Genomic DNA, 16,253 nt, shown 5'->3' with positions numbered 1-16,253 from the left:
ATCAGTCACTCACGGAAGACGCATAATCGCAGATGCACCCGCAATCGGGGCGGGGAGATAACGCGGGGAGGCCACTGGCGCTCGATACGCGGCGGGATCGCCGCCAGCACCGCCAGCAGCAGGGTGATAGCCAACAGCGCCCCTTCAAACAGCATCGGCGGGACGGCCATCAGCGACTTGGCGCTGAGTTCGCACGGCGTGACCGGCGCGTCGGCTTTATCCTGGGTTTGCTGTAGTGACGGGCTGTCGGCGGTGAGGTTCATGACCAGCGCGTGCATCCCGGCCATTCGCTGGGCGGTGCAGACCAGCACCACCAGACAGGCCAGGAGGACAAAAAGAATGGCTTTGCGTTGTCGCTTAATCATGAGCGCCTCAAATATTCACGAGGCCTATCTTATCGGGCGAACGCGTTTTGGCAATGGTAAAGCTGTAAAGAAGTGTCTGGCAGATAAGCGATTTGCCCTCTCCCGGCCGGGAGAGGGCGGTCAATTACAGATTCTCGCCGTTGCTGGCGATGACTTCTTTGTACCAGTTAAAGCTCTTCTTGCGCGAGCGGGACATGTCGCCGGTGCCGTCGTCGTGTTTGTTGACGTAGATGAAGCCGTAGCGTTTGCTGTACTGCCCGGTAGTGAAGGAGACGCAGTCGATGCAGCCCCATGGGGTATAGCCCATCAGATCGACGCCGTCATAAGTGACCGCTTTGATCATCTCTTCGATGTGGGCGCGCAGATAGTCGATGCGGTAGTCATCGTTGATGCTGCCGTCGGCTTCGACTTTATCGTAGGCGCCAAAGCCGTTCTCGACGATAAACAGCGGCTTCTGGTAGCGCTCATACAGTTCACACAGGGAATAGCGCAGACCGACCGGGTCAATCTGCCAGCCCCAGTCGGAGGCTTTGACGTGCGGGTTCGGCACGCTGCCTTCGAAGCCGGAAATGGCGTCGCCGGTGCCGCCTTCGGCTTTCACCGCGTTGGTCATGTAGTAGCTGAAGCCGAGGTAAGCGCAAGTGCCTTCGCGCAGGATCTGCGCATCGCCATCTTCCATCTTGATGTTGAAGCCGCGGCGCTCCCACTCATTCAGCACATAGCTCGGGTAGTAACCGCGCAGTTGGACGTCGGTAAAGACGTAGCGCTCGCGCATCGACTCCTGGGCAAACATGACATCTTCCGGTTTGCAGGAGTAAGGGTAGAGGGCGACCATCGCCAGCATGCAGCCGACCTGCATGTCCGGGTTGATGCGCCGCGCCGCTTTCACCGCCAGCGCGCTGGCGACGAACTGATGGTGCAGCACCTGGTACATGGTCTCTTCCGGATTGTCATGCTCGGTATAGACCACCCCGGAGCAGCAGTAGCCGAACAGCGGCGCGCGCCAGTTGCGCTGGTTGTTGATCTCGTTGAAGGTCATCCAGTATTTCACTTTGTGCTTATAGCGCTCGAAAACCACTTCGGCAAAGCGCACAAAGAAATCGACCACTTTGCGGTTGGTCCAGCCGCCGTACTGCTGCACCAGGTGCAGGGGCATCTCGAAGTGGGAGAGGGTGATCACCGGCTCGATGTTGTACTTCAGCAGCTCGTCGAACATGTCGTCGTAGAACTTCAGTCCCTCTTCATTCGGCTGGGTTTCGTCACCCTGCGGGAAGATGCGGGTCCAGGCGATGGAGGTGCGGAAGCATTTGAAGCCCATCTCGGCGAACAGTTTGATGTCTTCTTTGTAGCGGCCGTAGAAATCGACCGCTTGGTGGTTGGGGTAATATTTGCCGGCTTCCACCTGGTGGGTGATTTCACGCGGCACGCCGTGCGCCCCGCCGGTCAGCACGTCGCAGATGCTGGGGCCTTTGCCGCCCTGATCCCAGCCGCCTTCAACCTGATGCGCGGCAACCGCGCCGCCCCATAAAAAATCTTTCGGAAGGGTTAATTTTTTCATCCTGGCTAATCTCTCTAATAACTATTGCGCTCGAGTCTAGCAAAGTGAAATTGAATGTCACGATATAACAAATTCCGCCAAAGGTAATATGTTACATCAAAAAAACAGGCTGTTATTTTTAGCTGATTTTGCGCGCTAATTTACGCCCGAGCGATTCGAGAATATAGATCACTGGAATTTGCGTGGTAATATCGTAGACGCCGCCAATGCGGGTCTGCGGGACGTGCCAGGAGAGATTGAAATCGGCCAGTTTGGCCAGCCGCGAATGCTCGTGACTGGTAATCGACATCACCTTGCAATGATGCAGGCTGAACTGGCTGGCGAAACGCAGGATCTCTTCTGTTTCGCCGGAGACGGAAAGCACGATCGCCAGCGCGTTGCGGGCCATATCGTTGGTCACCGGAAAATAGGGGTCGTCAATATGGTTGCTAAATTTCCCGACGTTGGAGAAGAAACGGGCGCCGTATTTCGCCAGCGCGCCCGAGGTGCCCGCGCCGACAAAAATAATACGTTCTGAGGCGAGAATAATATCGACGGCCTGGTCTAGTAACCCATCGAACTCGTCATTATTAACGCTTTTAAAAAAGCTCATGATTTCACTGGCGCCGATATTTGCCTGTTGAGGCTCGTTCTGCTCAAGATATAATTTAAAACGTACGCGAAATTCAGAGTAGCCCTCGCACTGCAGTTTGCGGCAGAAGCGCAACACGGTGGTGGTGGAGACGCCGGCGGCTTCGGCCAGTTCGCGGATGGTCATGTACATCACTTTGTCGCGATTCTTTATGACGTAGTGGTAGACCATCATCTCAAGATTATTGAGACTGGCGACAGCGGCGTGGGAGAACATACTCACAGGGCGAACTCACAATTCATAATGACCAGGACGGAATTATATCATGCAGGCCAATGACATTACCTTTTTTCAGCGTTTTCAGAACGACATCCTCGCCGGGCGCAAAACCATTACTATTCGCGATGCGGCGGAGTCGCACTTTAAGGTCGGCGATGTGCTGCGCGTTGGGCGCTATGAAGACGACGGCTATTTTTGCACCATCGCCGTGACCGCGACCTCGACAGTGACCCTCGATACGCTGACTGAACAGCATGCTCAACAGGAGAATATGACCCTGGGGCAGCTGCGGCAGGTCATCAGCGACATCTATCCTGGCGAGAGCCAGTTTTATGTCATTGAATTCAAAACGCTTTAAGGTAAGCAGGAACAGCTGTGAGTTGAAATAAAAATTTAACCTTTTGATTTTAATGTATTTACAAATATACATCTTTTTATTTTAGCTAACAGGTGTTCACTGGAATCATTCTCAGTTACCCTAAGTGAGCAATGAAAGCGTTCTTGTTTTCAGGAGTCCAATATGGTGCGCAAACCATTAATCACTCAGGGATATTCTCTGGCAGAGGAAGTTGCCAACAGCATCAGCCACGGGATCGGGCTGGTGTTCGGTATCGTCGGGCTCGTGCTATTGCTGGTGCAGGCGGTGGACACCAACGCCAGCGCGACGGCGATCACCAGCTACAGCCTGTACGGCGGCAGCATGATTATGCTGTTCCTCGCCTCCACGCTCTATCACGCGATCCCGCATCAGCGGGCGAAACAGTGGCTGAAGAAATTCGACCACTGCGCTATCTACTTGTTAATCGCCGGGACCTATACGCCGTTTTTGCTGGTGGGGCTGAACTCGCCGCTGGCGAAGGGGCTGATGATCGTCATCTGGAGCCTGGCGCTGCTGGGGATCCTGTTTAAGCTGACCATCGCGCACCGCTTTAAAATTCTGTCGCTGGTGACCTATCTGACCATGGGCTGGCTGTCGCTTATTGTGGTCTATCAGCTGGCGGTGAAGCTGGCGGTGGGGGGCGTAACGCTGCTGGCGGTTGGCGGGGTGGTGTACTCACTGGGGGTCATCTTCTACGTCTGCAAACGTATTCCCTATAACCACGCTATCTGGCACGGCTTCGTGCTCGGCGGCAGCGTGTGTCACTTCCTGGCGATCTATCTTTACATCGGCCAGTCCTGATAAACATCCCACGGTGGCGCTGCGCTTACCGTGGCTACGATACTCTGCGGCCGGGTAGCCCGGCTAAGGCGCAAGCGCCGCAAGCCGGGAACTTTTCCTTAATCTTCTTCCAGCGAATACGGCAATGGTTTGATGCTCAGACTGCCGGCATCGTCGCGCACGCGGAACACGCTGTCCGGTTCCATGTCATTATTCATCACTACCTGGACCATCAGGCTTCCGTCATCCAACTGTACGGCTGCCAGCACCGTACCGGTGCGGCGCCAGTTGTCGCCCATCTTCAGCTCCAGGTCTTCCCCGGCTTCCGGCACCCGGCTGGCGGTACCTGACAGCGTCCACAGCGCGCGCTTATTGGCGCCGCGGAATTTCGCCCGCGCCACCATCTCCTGACCGGTGTAGCAGCCTTTTTTGAAGCTGATGCCGCCCAGCGCCTGCAGGTTGGTGGCCTGCGGAATGAACTGCCCGCTGTTGGCGCTGTCGATAACCGGCAGACCGGCTTCAATATTCAGCGCCAGCCACTGCTGGCTGTTGTTGAGCTGCGCTTCGCCGCGCAACGCGTCGGTGACGCGGTTGGCGGTGTCGACATCGGTCACCAGCAGGAAGCGCTCGCCCGGGTGCTCAAACCACAGCAGGCTGGTGGCGCCTTCGCTGACCACCGGAGTGGCGGCGTCGGGCAGAGCGGCGAACAGCGGCGCCAGCGCGGCGCGCGCCTGGAAGCCGGCCACCCCCAGCAGAACCAGATCGTCGTTGGCGGCGATGGTGACTTTGGAGAAGACGGCATATTTTTTCAGCTCGGTCAGCTGCGCGTCGCGCAGGCTGCGGCGTTCAATCCACGCGAAGCCGCCGTCGCGACGGAATACGCGCAGGTTGCTCCACATCTTGCCTTTGGCGTCACAGTGGGCGGCAAGCAGATGCTGAGCATCGGTGAGACTGCTCACATCGGCGGTAATCTGCCCCTGCAGGTATTTTTCGCTGTCTGGCCCGCTAATCGTCGCCAGCGCCCAGTCATCCAGGGTCATCAGCGTTAACGGCAGACGAGCGGAAGAGGAAGGCTGACGCGGAGGAAAAGGTGTAAAAGCCATAGTCATATCCTGAATCGCTTAACGCAGTGTGTGTGACCAATGGTAAAAGAGCTATAGTGCATTGCAAGTGCTTTCAACAGGCCATTTGTGCGCTGACGTTTGGTGAAGGCCCGGCGTGGGAAAACAATAAGCCCATCATTATTTTATGGTTTTTATGGAAGGATGCTCGCATTCAGCGATATTCCTGTAAAGTTACGGCAGAAAACGGGTTAAACTAACCAATATTTTGCTGCTGGAAGGTCAACATGGACATTAACAATAAAGCTCGTATCCACTGGGCATGCCGCCGCGGGATGCGCGAACTCGACATCTCCATCATGCCGTTCTTTGAGTATGAGTACGATACCCTCAGCGACGCTGACAAACAGCTGTTCATTCGCCTGCTGGAAAATGACGATCCGGATCTATTCAACTGGCTGATGAACCATGGCAAACCGGCCGATGCGGAGCTGCAGCGGATGGTAACCTTAATTCAGACACGGAATCGGGAACGTGGTCCTGTGGCAATCTGATCTCCGTATCTCCTGGCGCGCGCAGTGGTTTTCTCTGCTGCTCCACGGCGTTGTGGCGGCGCTGGTGCTGCTGGTTCCCTGGCCGTTAAGCTACACCCCGATCTGGCTGCTGCTGCTGTCGCTGGTGGTCTTTGACTGTGTGCGCAGCCAGCGACGGATCCATGCCCGTCGCGGGGAGATAAAACTGCTCACCGATTCCCGGCTGCGCTGGCAAAACGCCGACTGGGAGATCCTCGGGACGCCATGGGTTATCAATAGCGGTATGCTGCTGCGTTTGCGCCATGTCGATACCCGGCGCGGACAGCATCTTTGGCTGGCGGCGGACAGCATGGACGCCGGAGAGTGGCGCGATCTGCGCCGGCTGGTGCTGCAAAAACCGGCGCAGGAGTAAGCCGCGTCAGGAAAAGTGTTCGGCCATTTCGCCGAGGATCTGCTCGCACCAGCTCTGGATGCGCTCGTCGCTCAGGTCGTACTGGTTGGTTTCATCCAGCGCCAGGCCAACGAACAGTTGGCCATCCGCGATCACCGGTTTCGGGCTGGTGAACTCATAGCCTTCAGTTGGCCAGTAGCCGACAAACTTCACGCCTTTGGTCGCCAGCTTGTCATGCAGCATGCCCAGCGCGTCAAGGAACCATTCGCCGTAGCCCAACTGATCGCCCATGCCGTAGAGCGCGACGATTTTGCCCTCCAGGTCCAGGGTGTCCAGCTGGTCCCAGACCGCTTCCCAGTCTTCCTGAATTTCGCCGAAATCCCAGGTCGGGATGCCGAGGATCAGTACGTCGTACTGGCTCATCAGCGCGGGGGAGTCATCTTTCAGATTGTGCAGCGTCACCAGCTCGGGGCCGATGATATCGCGGATTTTCTCCGCGGCCATTTCGGTATAGCAGGTACTGGAGCCGTAAAACAGACCTATATTCATCGCGTAAACATCTCGATTCTTGCCGTGAATGGCGGGCAGTGTACCAGAAAGGCGTCCTCTTAAGGCATAATGAGAGCGTTTAACGAACAAAGAGGCCGATGTGAAACAGGATCTGGCACTAATCGAACAGTTTCTCGATGCCCTTTGGCTGGAGCGCAACCTGGCGGAGAATACGCTCAGCGCCTATCGTCGTGATTTGACGATGCTCGTGGAGTGGCTGCACCATCGCGGTCTGTCGCTGGCAAGCGTCGGCAGCGACGACCTGCAGGCGCTGCTGGCCGAGCGGCAGTCCGGCGGCTATAAAGCCACCAGCACCGCGCGCCTGCTGAGCGCTGTGCGTCGCTTCTTCCAGCATCTGTACCGGGAAAAAATTCGCCCGGACGACCCCAGCGCGCTGCTGGCCTCGCCAAAGCTGCCGCAGCGGCTGCCGAAGGATCTCAGTGAGGCGCAGGTTGAGCGTCTGCTGCAGGCCCCGCTGGTGGAGCAGCCGCTGGAATTGCGCGATAAAGCGATGCTGGAGGTGCTGTATGCCACCGGCCTGCGCGTTTCGGAGCTGGTGGGGCTGACGATGAGCGACATCAGCCTGCGACAGGGCGTGCTGCGGGTGGTGGGGAAAGGCAACAAAGAGCGGCTGGTGCCGCTGGGGGAAGAGGCGGTACTGTGGGTGGAAAATTACCTCGAGTATGGTCGCCCCTGGCTGCTGAACGGCGTGGCGTCGGATGTCTTATTTCCCAGTCAGCGCGCCCAGCAGATGACGCGCCAGACCTTCTGGCACCGGATTAAACACTATGCCGTGCTGGCGGGGATCGACAGCGAAAAGCTCTCCCCGCACGTGTTGCGCCATGCGTTCGCCACGCATTTGCTCAATCATGGCGCCGACCTGCGTGTGGTGCAGATGCTGTTAGGACACAGCGATCTCTCCACCACGCAGATTTACACCCACGTGGCGACCGAGCGTCTGCGACAACTTCATCAACAGCACCACCCGCGGGCGTGAGTGCTGAATAAAAGGACTGAGTATGAAAAAAGGTTTATTGATGTTCACCCTGCTGGCGGCTTCCCTTTCCGGGGCGGCGCATGCCGATAGCGCGGCAATTAAACAGTCGCTGGCGAAGCTGGGTGTACAGAGCACCGATATTCAACCGTCGCCGGTTTCCGGGATGAGCACGGTGCTGACCGACAGCGGCGTGCTGTATGTCACCGACGATGGCAAGCACATCATCCAGGGGCCGATGTACGACGTGAGCGGCGCGCAGCCGGTCAACGTCACTAACCAGCTGCTGCTGGGGAAGCTGAACGCGCTGAGCAACGAAATGATTGTCTACAAAGCGCCGAAGGAGCAGCACGTCATTACCGTCTTCACCGACATCACCTGCGGTTATTGCCACAAGCTGCATGAGCAAATGAGCGACTACAACGCGCTGGGGATCACCGTGCGCTACCTGGCCTTCCCGCGCCAGGGGCTGCAGAGCCAGGCGGAGCAGGACATGAAGGCCATCTGGTGCGCGAAAGATCGCAACAAAGCGCTGGATGACGCCATGAACGGCAAGGGCGTGCAGCCGGCGAGCTGCAGCGTGGATATCGCCAAACATTACACCCTCGGCGTGCAGATGGGCGTCAACGGCACCCCGGCGATGGTCCTCAGCAACGGCATGGTGCTGCCGGGCTATCAGGGGCCGAAAGAGCTGAAGGCGTTCCTCGACGAGCATAAAAAACAGACAAGCGGTAACTGATTCGCGTGAAACAACAGATACAACTACGCCGCCGCGAGGCGGTTGACGGCGTCGATTTACCCGCCGATCTGCCGCCGCTGCTGCAGCGGCTGTATGCCAGCCGCGGGGTGCGCAGCGCCCAGGAGCTGGAGCGCAGCGTCAAAGGCATGCTCCCCTGGACACAGCTCACCGGCGTTGAAAAAGCGGTCGGGATGCTGCACGACGCATTCCAGAAAGGGCTGCACATTGTCGTGGTCGGCGATTTTGACGCCGACGGCGCCACCAGCACCGCGCTCAGCGTGCTGGCCCTGCGCGCGCTGGGCTACGGCAACGTCTCCTACCTGGTGCCGAACCGTTTTGAAGACGGCTACGGCTTAAGCCCGGAAGTGGTCGATCAGGCTCACGCCCGCGGCGCGCAGATGATCATGACCGTCGACAATGGGATCTCGTCCCATGCCGGCGTCGATCATGCCCATGCCTTGGGGATCCCGGTGCTGGTGACCGATCACCACCTGCCGGGGGAGACGCTGCCGGCGGCGGAGGCCATCGTTAACCCTAACCTGCGCGATTGCGACTTCCCATCGAAATCGCTGGCCGGGGTGGGGGTGGCGTTCTATCTGATGCTGGCGCTGCGCACCTTTCTGCGTGATAACGGCTGGTTCAACGCCCGCGGCATCGCCGCGCCGAACCTTGCCGAGCTGCTGGATTTGGTGGCGCTTGGCACCGTTGCCGACGTCGTGCCGCTGGATGCTAACAACCGTATTCTCACCTGGCAGGGGTTAAGCCGCATTCGCGCCGGCAAGTGCCGGCCCGGCATTAAGGCGCTGCTGGAGATTGCCAACCGCGATCCGCAAAAGCTGGCGGCCAGCGACCTCGGTTTCGCCCTCGGGCCGCGCCTGAACGCGGCGGGACGGCTGGACGACATGTCGGTCGGCGTCGCGCTGCTGCTGTGCGATAACATCGGCGAAGCGCGCGTGTTAGCCAACGAGCTTGACGCGCTCAACCAGACGCGCAAAGAGATCGAGCAGGGGATGCAGGCGGAAGCGTTAACCCTGTGTCAACAGCTGGAACGCAGTAGCGACACCCTGCCCGGCGGGCTGGCGATGTACCATCCGCAGTGGCACCAGGGGGTGGTCGGCATCCTCGCCTCGCGAATTAAGGAACGTTTCCACCGGCCGGTGATCGCCTTTGCGCCCACCGGCGACGGCACGCTGAAAGGCTCCGGCCGCTCCATTCAGGGGCTGCATATGCGCGATGCGCTGGAGCGCCTTGATACGCTCTATCCGGGGCTGATCCTGAAGTTCGGCGGCCACGCGATGGCGGCAGGATTATCGCTGGAAGAGGCGCGCTTTGAGGAGTTTCAGCAGCGCTTCGGCGAGCTGGTGACCGAGTGGCTGGATCCCGCGCTGTTGCAGGGCGAGGTGGTCTCCGACGGCCCGCTGACGGCGGCGGAGATGAGCATGGAAGTAGCGCAGATGCTGCGCGACGCCGGGCCGTGGGGACAGATGTTCCCGGAACCACTCTTTGACGGCCGTTTCCGTCTGCTGCAGCAGCGGCTAGTGGGCGAGCGTCACCTGAAGGTGATGGTCGAGCCAGTTGACGGCGGCCCCCTGCTGGACGGTATCGCCTTCAACGTGGATACTTCCATCTGGCCCGACAACGGCGTGCGCGAAGTCCAGTTAGCCTACAAGCTCGACATCAATGAGTTCCGCGGCAACCGCAGCCTGCAGCTGATCATCGATCACCTCTGGCCAAATTGACAACAGTGTATGAATAAGGGCGCGAATCCGGTAGAATTCCGCTCTTATCACCGCATTTTGACAAATCCATTAAAAGAAACCGACCATGTTTGAAATAAATCCGGTAAAAAACCGCATTCAGGACCTCACGGAGCGCTCCGACGTTCTTAGGGGGTATCTTTGACTACGATGCCAAGAAAGAGCGTCTCGAAGAAGTAAACGCCGAGCTGGAACAGCCGGACGTCTGGAACGAACCTGAACGCGCTCAGGCGCTGGGTAAAGAGCGTTCTTCCCTGGAAGCCATCGTAGATACCCTGGATCAGATGTCCCAGGGGCTGGAAGACGTTGCCGGCCTGCTGGATCTGGCCGTGGAAGCGGACGACGAAGAGACCTTCAACGAAGCCGTCGCCGAGCTGGATACGCTGGAAGAGAAGCTGGCGCAGCTTGAGTTCCGCCGCATGTTCTCCGGCGAATACGACAGCGCCGATTGCTACCTTGATATTCAGGCCGGTTCCGGCGGCACCGAAGCCCAGGACTGGGCCAGCATGCTGATGCGCATGTACCTGCGCTGGGCGGAAGCGCGCGGCTTTAAGACCGAAATCATCGAAGAATCCGAAGGTGAAGTCGCAGGGATTAAATCCGTGACCATCAAGATCATTGGTGATTACGCCTACGGCTGGCTGCGTACCGAAACCGGCGTTCATCGTCTGGTGCGTAAGAGCCCGTTCGATTCCGGCGGCCGCCGTCATACCTCCTTCAGCTCCGCGTTCGTTTACCCGGAAGTCGAAGACGATATCGATATCGAAATTAACCCGGCCGACCTGCGCATTGACGTATACCGCGCCTCCGGCGCCGGTGGGCAGCACGTTAACCGTACAGAATCCGCGGTGCGTATTACCCACATCCCGACCGGGTTGGTAACGCAGTGCCAGAACGACCGTTCGCAGCACAAAAACAAAGACCAGGCCATGAAGCAGATGAAAGCGAAGCTTTATGAGCTGGAGATGCAGAAGAAAAATGCCGAGAAGCAGGCGATGGAAGACAACAAGTCCGATATTGGCTGGGGCAGCCAGATCCGCTCTTACGTGTTGGATGACTCGCGTATTAAAGATCTGCGTACCGGGGTGGAAACCCGCAACACTCAGGCGGTGCTCGACGGCAGCCTGGACCAATTTATCGAAGCAAGTTTGAAAGCAGGGTTATGAGGAACCAACATGTCTGAACAACAAGCACAGGGCGCTGACGCGGCAATTGACCTTAATAATGAACTGAAAACCCGTCGCGAGAAGCTGGCTGCGCTGCGTGAGCAGGGCGTCGCTTTCCCGAACGATTTCCGTCGTGACCATACCTCTGACCAACTGCACGCTGACTTCGATGGCAAAGAAAACGAAGAGCTGGAAGCGCTGAACATTGAAGTGGCCGTGGCTGGCCGCATGATGACCCGTCGTATCATGGGTAAAGCGTCCTTCGTCACCCTGCAGGACGTTGGCGGCCGCATCCAGCTGTACGTGGCGCGTGACGATCTGGCGGAAGGCGTTTACAACGACCAGTTCAAAAAATGGGACCTCGGCGACATCATTGCCGCCCGCGGTAAGCTGTTCAAGACCAAAACCGGTGAGTTGTCTATCCACTGCACCGAGCTGCGTCTGCTGACCAAAGCCCTGCGCCCGTTACCGGACAAGTTCCATGGCCTGCAGGATCAGGAAGCGCGCTATCGTCAGCGTTACCTCGACCTGATCTCCAACGATGAATCGCGCAAGACCTTCAAAGTGCGTTCGCAGATCCTGGCGGGCATCCGTCAGTTCATGGTTGGCCGCGGCTTTATGGAAGTGGAAACCCCGATGATGCAGGTGATCCCGGGCGGCGCTTCCGCGCGTCCGTTCATCACCCATCATAACGCGCTGGATCTGGACATGTACCTGCGTATCGCGCCGGAACTGTACCTCAAGCGTCTGGTGGTGGGCGGCTTCGAACGCGTCTTCGAGATCAACCGTAACTTCCGTAACGAAGGGATCTCCGTTCGTCATAACCCAGAGTTCACCATGATGGAACTCTACATGGCTTATGCGGATTACAAAGATCTGATTGAGCTGACCGAATCCCTGTTCCGCACCCTGGCGCAGGACATCCTCGGCAACACTGAAGTGCCTTACGGCGACCAGGTGTTCGACTTCGGCAAGCCGTTTGAAAAACTGACCATGCGCGAAGCGATCAAGAAATACCGTCCGGAAACCGAGATGGCGGATCTGGATAACTTCGATTCCGCGAAAGCGATCGCTGAGTCTATCGGCATCAAAGTGGAGAAGAGCTGGGGTCTGGGCCGTATCGTGACCGAGATCTTCGAAGAAGTGGCGGAAGCGCACCTGATCCAGCCAACCTTCATCACCGAATACCCGGCGGAAGTTTCTCCGCTGGCGCGCCGTAACGACGTCAACCCGGAAATCACCGACCGCTTTGAATTCTTCATTGGCGGCCGTGAGATCGGTAACGGCTTTAGCGAGCTGAACGACGCCGAAGACCAGGCGCAGCGCTTCCAGGATCAGGTTGATGCGAAAGCCGCAGGCGACGACGAAGCAATGTTCTACGATGAAGACTACGTGACCGCGCTGGAGCACGGCCTGCCGCCGACCGCCGGTCTGGGTATTGGTATCGACCGCATGGTGATGCTGTTCACTAACAGCCACACCATCCGCGACGTGATCCTCTTCCCGGCAATGCGTCCGCAGAAATAATCGCGTCTTGTGCATTGCAAAAAACCCGGCTTGCCGGGTTTTTTTATGTCTGACGTGAGGTCTGAAGGCTGGCGTAACCCGACTCAGCGCAGGCCGGGGGCTCCCGGATGGCGGCGTAAACGCCTTATCCGGGCTACGCAACAGCGCAGAACCGTAGGCCTGTGCAAGCGTAGCGCCGCCAGGCAACGATGACCGTTATGGCGCCGCTTTTTACGCCGGGTGGTGGCGGCAGCGAGACGAGTCAGCTTACCCGCGCAGACGCGCAACAAAGTCGGTCAGCGCCTGGCGGGCGTCCCGATTTTCCGCTTCCAGCACCATCCACGGGCTAAACGCCCAGGGCGTGGCGGCCAGCGCGCTTAACATCGTTGCCAGGTCAACCCACTGATAATCCATGACTTCATCGTCATTAGGCTGCACTTCGCTCACCACGCGCGCGGCATACACCGGGCATACTTCGTTCTCAACGATACCGTTTGGGGCGACCGCCCGGTAGCGGAAGGCCGGGTGAACCGGCGCGATATCGGCGATCTCCACGCCGAGTTCGAAGCGGCAGCGGCGCGTGACGGCCTGCTCGAAGGTCTCGCCCTGCTGGGGGTGTCCGCAGACCGAGTTGGTCCATACCCCGGGCCAGGCTTTTTTGCCCAACGAACGACGAGTGACCAGCAACTGACCCTGCTGGTTAAACAGCCAGCAGGAAAACGCGAGATGTAAAGGGGTATCAAGCGTATGGGCGGCATACTTCTCCAGCATACCGGCAGGCTGATCCTGCTCATCCAGTAAAATGACGTGTTCCCCGGCCATGACGACTCCTGAAAATAAATAAAGACCCGGCACAAACCCGCCGGGTCATGTACTCAGGCCACTAGGTTAGCCCATAAATGGCAGAAAGGCATTACCAAAACAAGCCCTGGAGGCGGCTCTGTGAGCGGCCACCCGCATGTTGGGGAAGACCACCATGACGTGCGGCACCAACAGCAATCACTGTTCGTCACGGGCCGTATTCGATGGCTGGGGGGATTGGTTTCGCCATCAGGGATGACGCCCTGCGCCGCGGACTGGTATGATATTCGCCCTGATTGCGAGGTAAGTGGTTGTGTTAAGTGCAGGATGCCTGATGATGAAACGCGTTTATATGACACTGATGCTGGTGGTAAGCCTGGCGCTGGCTGGCTGCTCCAGCACCTCCGATTCCGGTACGACCTACACCGTTAAACGCGGCGATACCCTGTATGGCATCTCCCGCACCACCGGCACCAGCGTTCGCGATCTGGCCCGCCTGAATAACATCTCCCCGCCTTACACCATTGAGGTGGGGCAGAAGCTGAAGCTTAACGGCAGCAGTTCAACGAAGACAACGAAGAAAAAATCTTCCTCTACGCGCACCGCGGCGGTCACGCCTTCGTCCGCAGTACCTCAGTCCTCCTGGCCGCCGGTGGGACAGCGCTGCTGGCGCTGGCCGACCAGCGGCAAAGTGGTCCTGCCTTATTCCACCGCCGATGGCGGCAATAAAGGCATTGATATCGCCGGAACCCGCGGTCAGCCGGTGTATGCCGCCGGGGCGGGCAAGGTGGTCTACGTCGGCAATCAGCTGCGCGGCTATGGCAATCTGATCATGATTAAGCACAGCGAGGATTACATCACCGCCTATGCCCACAACGATAAGCTAATGGTGAATAATGGCCAGAGCGTGAAGGCCGGCCAGCAAATTGCCACCATGGGCAGTACGGATGCCGACTCAGTGCGGCTGCATTTCCAGATCCGCTACCGGGCGACGGCCATCGATCCGCTGCGTTACCTGCCGCCGCAGGGAAGTAAACCTAAGTGCTAAAAGGTTATTTTATCGCCAGTCAGCATCCGGCAGGCTTGTCACAGGGTGCGTAAGGGCTATAATGCTTCTCGCACCTCTTCGCGGGCGTAGTTCAATGGTAGAACGAGAGCTTCCCAAGCTCTATACGAGGGTTCGATTCCCTTCGCCCGCTCCAATTTCAAGTCTCCTGAAGTCTACCCAACTCAATTTTCCCTTGAAAAATAAGCGGTTATAGCTTTCTGTTAGTCTATTGAACTCCGACGGAGGACTCCACTTTGGTTGCCGGATCGGCGTTTTGCGCTGCTGGCGCTGGAGTCGTAGCGTTTAGTGATATTTTCGCACTTATCCTGTTTCCGCAGGATGAGTGATTTTACGCAACCGGCTCGCGCTGACGACGACCGATACCGCAGAGGCCGCGGCGGCGCTCCACAGCGCAACATGAATTGCCCTTTCATCTGCTGCCAGCAGAACGCCTACAGCGGCGGCTCCCAGGCACTGCCCGAAAGTGCGCATAATGGATAAAACACCGGACGCATAACTCGCGTGCTCACGAATAACGTTTGAGAGCATTTCCCGGTTATTGGGACTCTGAAAGCAGCCAAACCCTATTCCGCACACCAGACTTCGCAGGCAGATATCCCACATTGAAGGGCTGGCGGGTAACGTCGCCAGCAGGATCAAACCGACGACAAATATCACCAGCCCCAGAGTGGATATCGCCGGGGCTGATATCGTGTCCGCCCAACGGCCTGCATGCGGCGCAATCACCACGATCCCTAATGGCCACGGCGTAAACAGCAGGGCAGACACTACCGGACTGTAGCCGTATTCGCTCTGAAACAGGAAGGGTAGCGCAATAAAGGTGATCCCCTGGCTGACAAAAGCAATCATCGACGTGAAGGCCGCGAGGGTAAAACGTTCATTTTTAAACATGGTCGGCGGCAGTAAGGGATGACCCGTGCGGCGGATTTGCCAGATAAAAGCCATGCCGCTCAGCGCAGCGAGAGCCATCCAGCAAAGGCTGCCGAATTGATAAGTGGCGTTCTGTAGGCTGTTCGCCGCCATGATCGTTGAACCCAACAGCAGCGCCGACAATATGGCGCCCAGGGTGTCGAAGGGCGCCTGCATACGGATCGCATCCCGCGGCAGCGCTCTGACCGCCAGCAGTAAGGCTAGGGTGCCGGGAAGAACGTTTATCGCAAACAGCCATTGCCAGCTCAGGGTGTGAAGGATCGTACCACCCAATACCGGGCCGATAGCGGAGCTGGAGGCAATGAGCAGGGCATGGTACCCCAGAATGCGGCCAAGTAATCGTCCGGGAAATACGGACCTGAGTATTGCGGGGGCAATACTCAGCGTTGCCGCGCCGCCGATCCCCTGAAGCACGCGCATACCGATAAGCACTTCGGGCTTATTCGCCAGCGCGCAACCCAGTGATGTCAGGGTAAAGGTCGTCAGGCCCGCCAGAAATACAGGGCGATAACCCAGACGGGCCGCAAGCGCCGCGAATATCGCCAGCGTCATCGCAGCCGCCAGCAGATACCCGTTGGCGAACCAGACGGCAATACCGGCAGGTACCTGCATCTCCTGAGCCATTGAGGGCAGGGCAATGTTGATCATGGTGCCATCAAACACGCCCATTAAGGTGGTGGTCATGATTGCGGCCATCACCCGTGCGCGCGCCGGGCCAGGCAGTCCTTCGTCGCCGGGTTGGCTGGAAAAGAGCGTCATCATTTGTCCTCTGAGAAGAGTGTATGGATGACAAAACTATAAAGATGGCTTTTACCAGGCGGAAGG

General features: G+C 58.1%; 17 protein-coding genes and 1 tRNA gene. 11 read left to right on the top strand and 7 right to left on the bottom strand.

The window, feature by feature from the left end; translation table 11 throughout:
- Window positions 1–5: 5 nt before the first annotated feature.
- From CE636_RS10905 to CE636_RS10895, 3 genes are all read right to left on the bottom strand, one after another.
- Complete coding sequence (locus CE636_RS10905; RefSeq protein ID WP_017899797.1) at window positions 6–365, bottom strand: hypothetical protein; 360 nt, start codon at window positions 363–365, stop codon at window positions 6–8.
- A 124-nt stretch (window positions 366–489) separates the two neighbouring features.
- Window positions 490–1,923 (bottom strand): 6-phospho-beta-glucosidase BglA, encoded by a 1,434-nt coding sequence (gene bglA / locus CE636_RS10900; protein ID WP_004205314.1) that lies wholly within the window; start codon window positions 1,921–1,923, stop codon window positions 490–492.
- A 118-nt stretch (window positions 1,924–2,041) separates the two neighbouring features.
- Window positions 2,042–2,770, bottom strand: coding sequence for a MurR/RpiR family transcriptional regulator (locus CE636_RS10895; protein ID WP_004205316.1), 729 nt, complete (start codon window positions 2,768–2,770; stop codon window positions 2,042–2,044).
- 49 nt (window positions 2,771–2,819) lie between these two features.
- On the opposite strand from CE636_RS10895, the gene yqfB reads away from it, so the two are divergent.
- Both yqfB and trhA read left to right on the top strand, forming a co-directional pair.
- A complete protein-coding gene (gene yqfB, locus CE636_RS10890) occupies window positions 2,820–3,131 on the top strand; it encodes a N(4)-acetylcytidine aminohydrolase (RefSeq protein WP_004205318.1) in 312 nt (103 codons plus the stop codon).
- A gap of 162 nt (window positions 3,132–3,293) precedes the next feature.
- Entirely contained in the window at window positions 3,294–3,953 is a 660-nt protein-coding gene (trhA, locus tag CE636_RS10885; protein WP_004205319.1) for a PAQR family membrane homeostasis protein TrhA, read from the top strand.
- Window positions 3,954–4,051: 98 nt separating this feature from the next.
- On the opposite strand, the gene ygfZ is transcribed toward trhA, so the two are convergent.
- Window positions 4,052–5,035 (bottom strand): tRNA-modifying protein YgfZ, encoded by a 984-nt coding sequence (ygfZ, locus tag CE636_RS10880; RefSeq protein WP_017899798.1) that lies wholly within the window; start codon window positions 5,033–5,035, stop codon window positions 4,052–4,054.
- Between the two features lie 245 nt (window positions 5,036–5,280).
- Here ygfZ and sdhE point away from each other — a divergent pair, with 245 nt between their 5' ends.
- Window positions 5,281–5,547: an FAD assembly factor SdhE gene (gene sdhE, locus CE636_RS10875; protein WP_002916312.1), complete on the top strand. Its 267-nt coding sequence runs from the start codon at window positions 5,281–5,283 to the stop codon at window positions 5,545–5,547.
- Complete coding sequence (locus tag CE636_RS10870) at window positions 5,528–5,938, top strand: protein YgfX (protein ID WP_004205323.1); 411 nt, start codon at window positions 5,528–5,530, stop codon at window positions 5,936–5,938. Before sdhE ends, CE636_RS10870 begins: the two co-directional genes overlap by 20 nt.
- 6 nt (window positions 5,939–5,944) lie before the next feature.
- On the opposite strand, the gene fldB is transcribed toward CE636_RS10870, so the two are convergent.
- Complete coding sequence (gene fldB, locus CE636_RS10865) at window positions 5,945–6,466, bottom strand: flavodoxin FldB (RefSeq protein ID WP_004205324.1); 522 nt, start codon at window positions 6,464–6,466, stop codon at window positions 5,945–5,947.
- 100 nt (window positions 6,467–6,566) lie between these two features.
- On the opposite strand from fldB, the gene xerD reads away from it, so the two are divergent.
- The 5 genes from xerD (at window position 6,567) to lysS (ending at window position 12,649) form a co-directional block, all read left to right on the top strand.
- The gene (gene xerD, locus CE636_RS10860) at window positions 6,567–7,463 is read left to right on the top strand and encodes a site-specific tyrosine recombinase XerD (protein ID WP_004144729.1); all 897 of its coding nucleotides are present in this window, start codon (window positions 6,567–6,569) and stop codon (window positions 7,461–7,463) included.
- Between the two features lie 22 nt (window positions 7,464–7,485).
- Window positions 7,486–8,199, top strand: coding sequence for a bifunctional protein-disulfide isomerase/oxidoreductase DsbC (gene dsbC / locus CE636_RS10855; protein WP_002916301.1), 714 nt, complete (start codon window positions 7,486–7,488; stop codon window positions 8,197–8,199).
- A gap of 5 nt (window positions 8,200–8,204) precedes the next feature.
- Complete coding sequence (gene recJ, locus CE636_RS10850; protein ID WP_017899799.1) at window positions 8,205–9,938, top strand: single-stranded-DNA-specific exonuclease RecJ; 1,734 nt, start codon at window positions 8,205–8,207, stop codon at window positions 9,936–9,938.
- Window positions 9,939–10,023: 85 nt separating this feature from the next.
- Window positions 10,024–11,122, top strand: a protein-coding gene (gene prfB, locus CE636_RS10845) for a peptide chain release factor 2 (RefSeq protein ID WP_095858446.1) whose coding sequence is annotated in 2 segments (ribosomal slippage) — window positions 10,024–10,098 and window positions 10,100–11,122 — 1,098 coding nt in all. Because the reading frame shifts where the segments join, the coding sequence is not laid out codon by codon here.
- Between the two features lie 9 nt (window positions 11,123–11,131).
- Window positions 11,132–12,649, top strand: a complete 1,518-nt coding sequence (lysS, locus tag CE636_RS10840) for a lysine--tRNA ligase (RefSeq protein WP_017899800.1) — start codon at window positions 11,132–11,134, stop codon at window positions 12,647–12,649.
- Window positions 12,650–12,895: 246 nt separating this feature from the next.
- Here lysS and idi read toward each other — a convergent pair whose 3' ends face one another.
- Window positions 12,896–13,450: an isopentenyl-diphosphate Delta-isomerase gene (gene idi, locus CE636_RS10835; protein ID WP_004205328.1), complete on the bottom strand. Its 555-nt coding sequence runs from the start codon at window positions 13,448–13,450 to the stop codon at window positions 12,896–12,898.
- Between the two features lie 313 nt (window positions 13,451–13,763).
- Between idi and actS the strand changes: the two genes are divergently transcribed.
- Together actS and CE636_RS10825 are read left to right on the top strand one after the other, a co-directional pair.
- The gene (gene actS / locus CE636_RS10830; RefSeq protein ID WP_017899801.1) at window positions 13,764–14,477 is read left to right on the top strand and encodes an amidase activator ActS; all 714 of its coding nucleotides are present in this window, start codon (window positions 13,764–13,766) and stop codon (window positions 14,475–14,477) included.
- An 80-nt stretch (window positions 14,478–14,557) separates the two neighbouring features.
- Window positions 14,558–14,631: transfer RNA gene (locus CE636_RS10825), tRNA-Gly, on the top strand.
- Window positions 14,632–14,798: 167 nt separating this feature from the next.
- On the opposite strand, the gene CE636_RS10820 is transcribed toward CE636_RS10825, so the two are convergent.
- Window positions 14,799–16,187: an MFS transporter gene (locus tag CE636_RS10820; protein ID WP_017899802.1), complete on the bottom strand. Its 1,389-nt coding sequence runs from the start codon at window positions 16,185–16,187 to the stop codon at window positions 14,799–14,801.
- Window positions 16,188–16,253 lie beyond the last annotated feature (66 nt).

Origin of the sequence: Klebsiella sp. LY, assembly GCF_004010915.1 — a bacterium.
Lineage (GTDB): Bacteria > Pseudomonadota > Gammaproteobacteria > Enterobacterales > Enterobacteriaceae > Klebsiella > Klebsiella quasipneumoniae.
The sequence above is the reverse complement of the archived record's forward strand: the minus strand, read 5'-3'. Positions and strand labels throughout refer to the sequence as shown.

What these genes read in the sequence shown, in the direction of transcription:
- CE636_RS10905 (WP_017899797.1), bottom strand. Translation starts at nt 365, where the DNA reads ATGATTAAGCGACAACGCAAAGCCATTCTTTTTGTCCTCCTGGCCTGT.
- bglA (WP_004205314.1), bottom strand. Translation starts at nt 1,923, where the DNA reads ATGAAAAAATTAACCCTTCCGAAAGATTTTTTATGGGGCGGCGCGGTT.
- CE636_RS10895 (WP_004205316.1), bottom strand. Translation starts at nt 2,770, where the DNA reads ATGTTCTCCCACGCCGCTGTCGCCAGTCTCAATAATCTTGAGATGATG.
- yqfB (WP_004205318.1), top strand. Translation starts at nt 2,820, where the DNA reads ATGCAGGCCAATGACATTACCTTTTTTCAGCGTTTTCAGAACGACATC.
- trhA (WP_004205319.1), top strand. Translation starts at nt 3,294, where the DNA reads ATGGTGCGCAAACCATTAATCACTCAGGGATATTCTCTGGCAGAGGAA.
- ygfZ (WP_017899798.1), bottom strand. Translation starts at nt 5,035, where the DNA reads ATGGCTTTTACACCTTTTCCTCCGCGTCAGCCTTCCTCTTCCGCTCGT.
- sdhE (WP_002916312.1), top strand. Translation starts at nt 5,281, where the DNA reads ATGGACATTAACAATAAAGCTCGTATCCACTGGGCATGCCGCCGCGGG.
- fldB (WP_004205324.1), bottom strand. Translation starts at nt 6,466, where the DNA reads ATGAATATAGGTCTGTTTTACGGCTCCAGTACCTGCTATACCGAAATG.
- dsbC (WP_002916301.1), top strand. Translation starts at nt 7,486, where the DNA reads ATGAAAAAAGGTTTATTGATGTTCACCCTGCTGGCGGCTTCCCTTTCC.
- lysS (WP_017899800.1), top strand. Translation starts at nt 11,132, where the DNA reads ATGTCTGAACAACAAGCACAGGGCGCTGACGCGGCAATTGACCTTAAT.
- idi (WP_004205328.1), bottom strand. Translation starts at nt 13,450, where the DNA reads ATGGCCGGGGAACACGTCATTTTACTGGATGAGCAGGATCAGCCTGCC.
- actS (WP_017899801.1), top strand. Translation starts at nt 13,764, where the DNA reads ATGATGAAACGCGTTTATATGACACTGATGCTGGTGGTAAGCCTGGCG.
- CE636_RS10820 (WP_017899802.1), bottom strand. Translation starts at nt 16,187, where the DNA reads ATGACGCTCTTTTCCAGCCAACCCGGCGACGAAGGACTGCCTGGCCCG.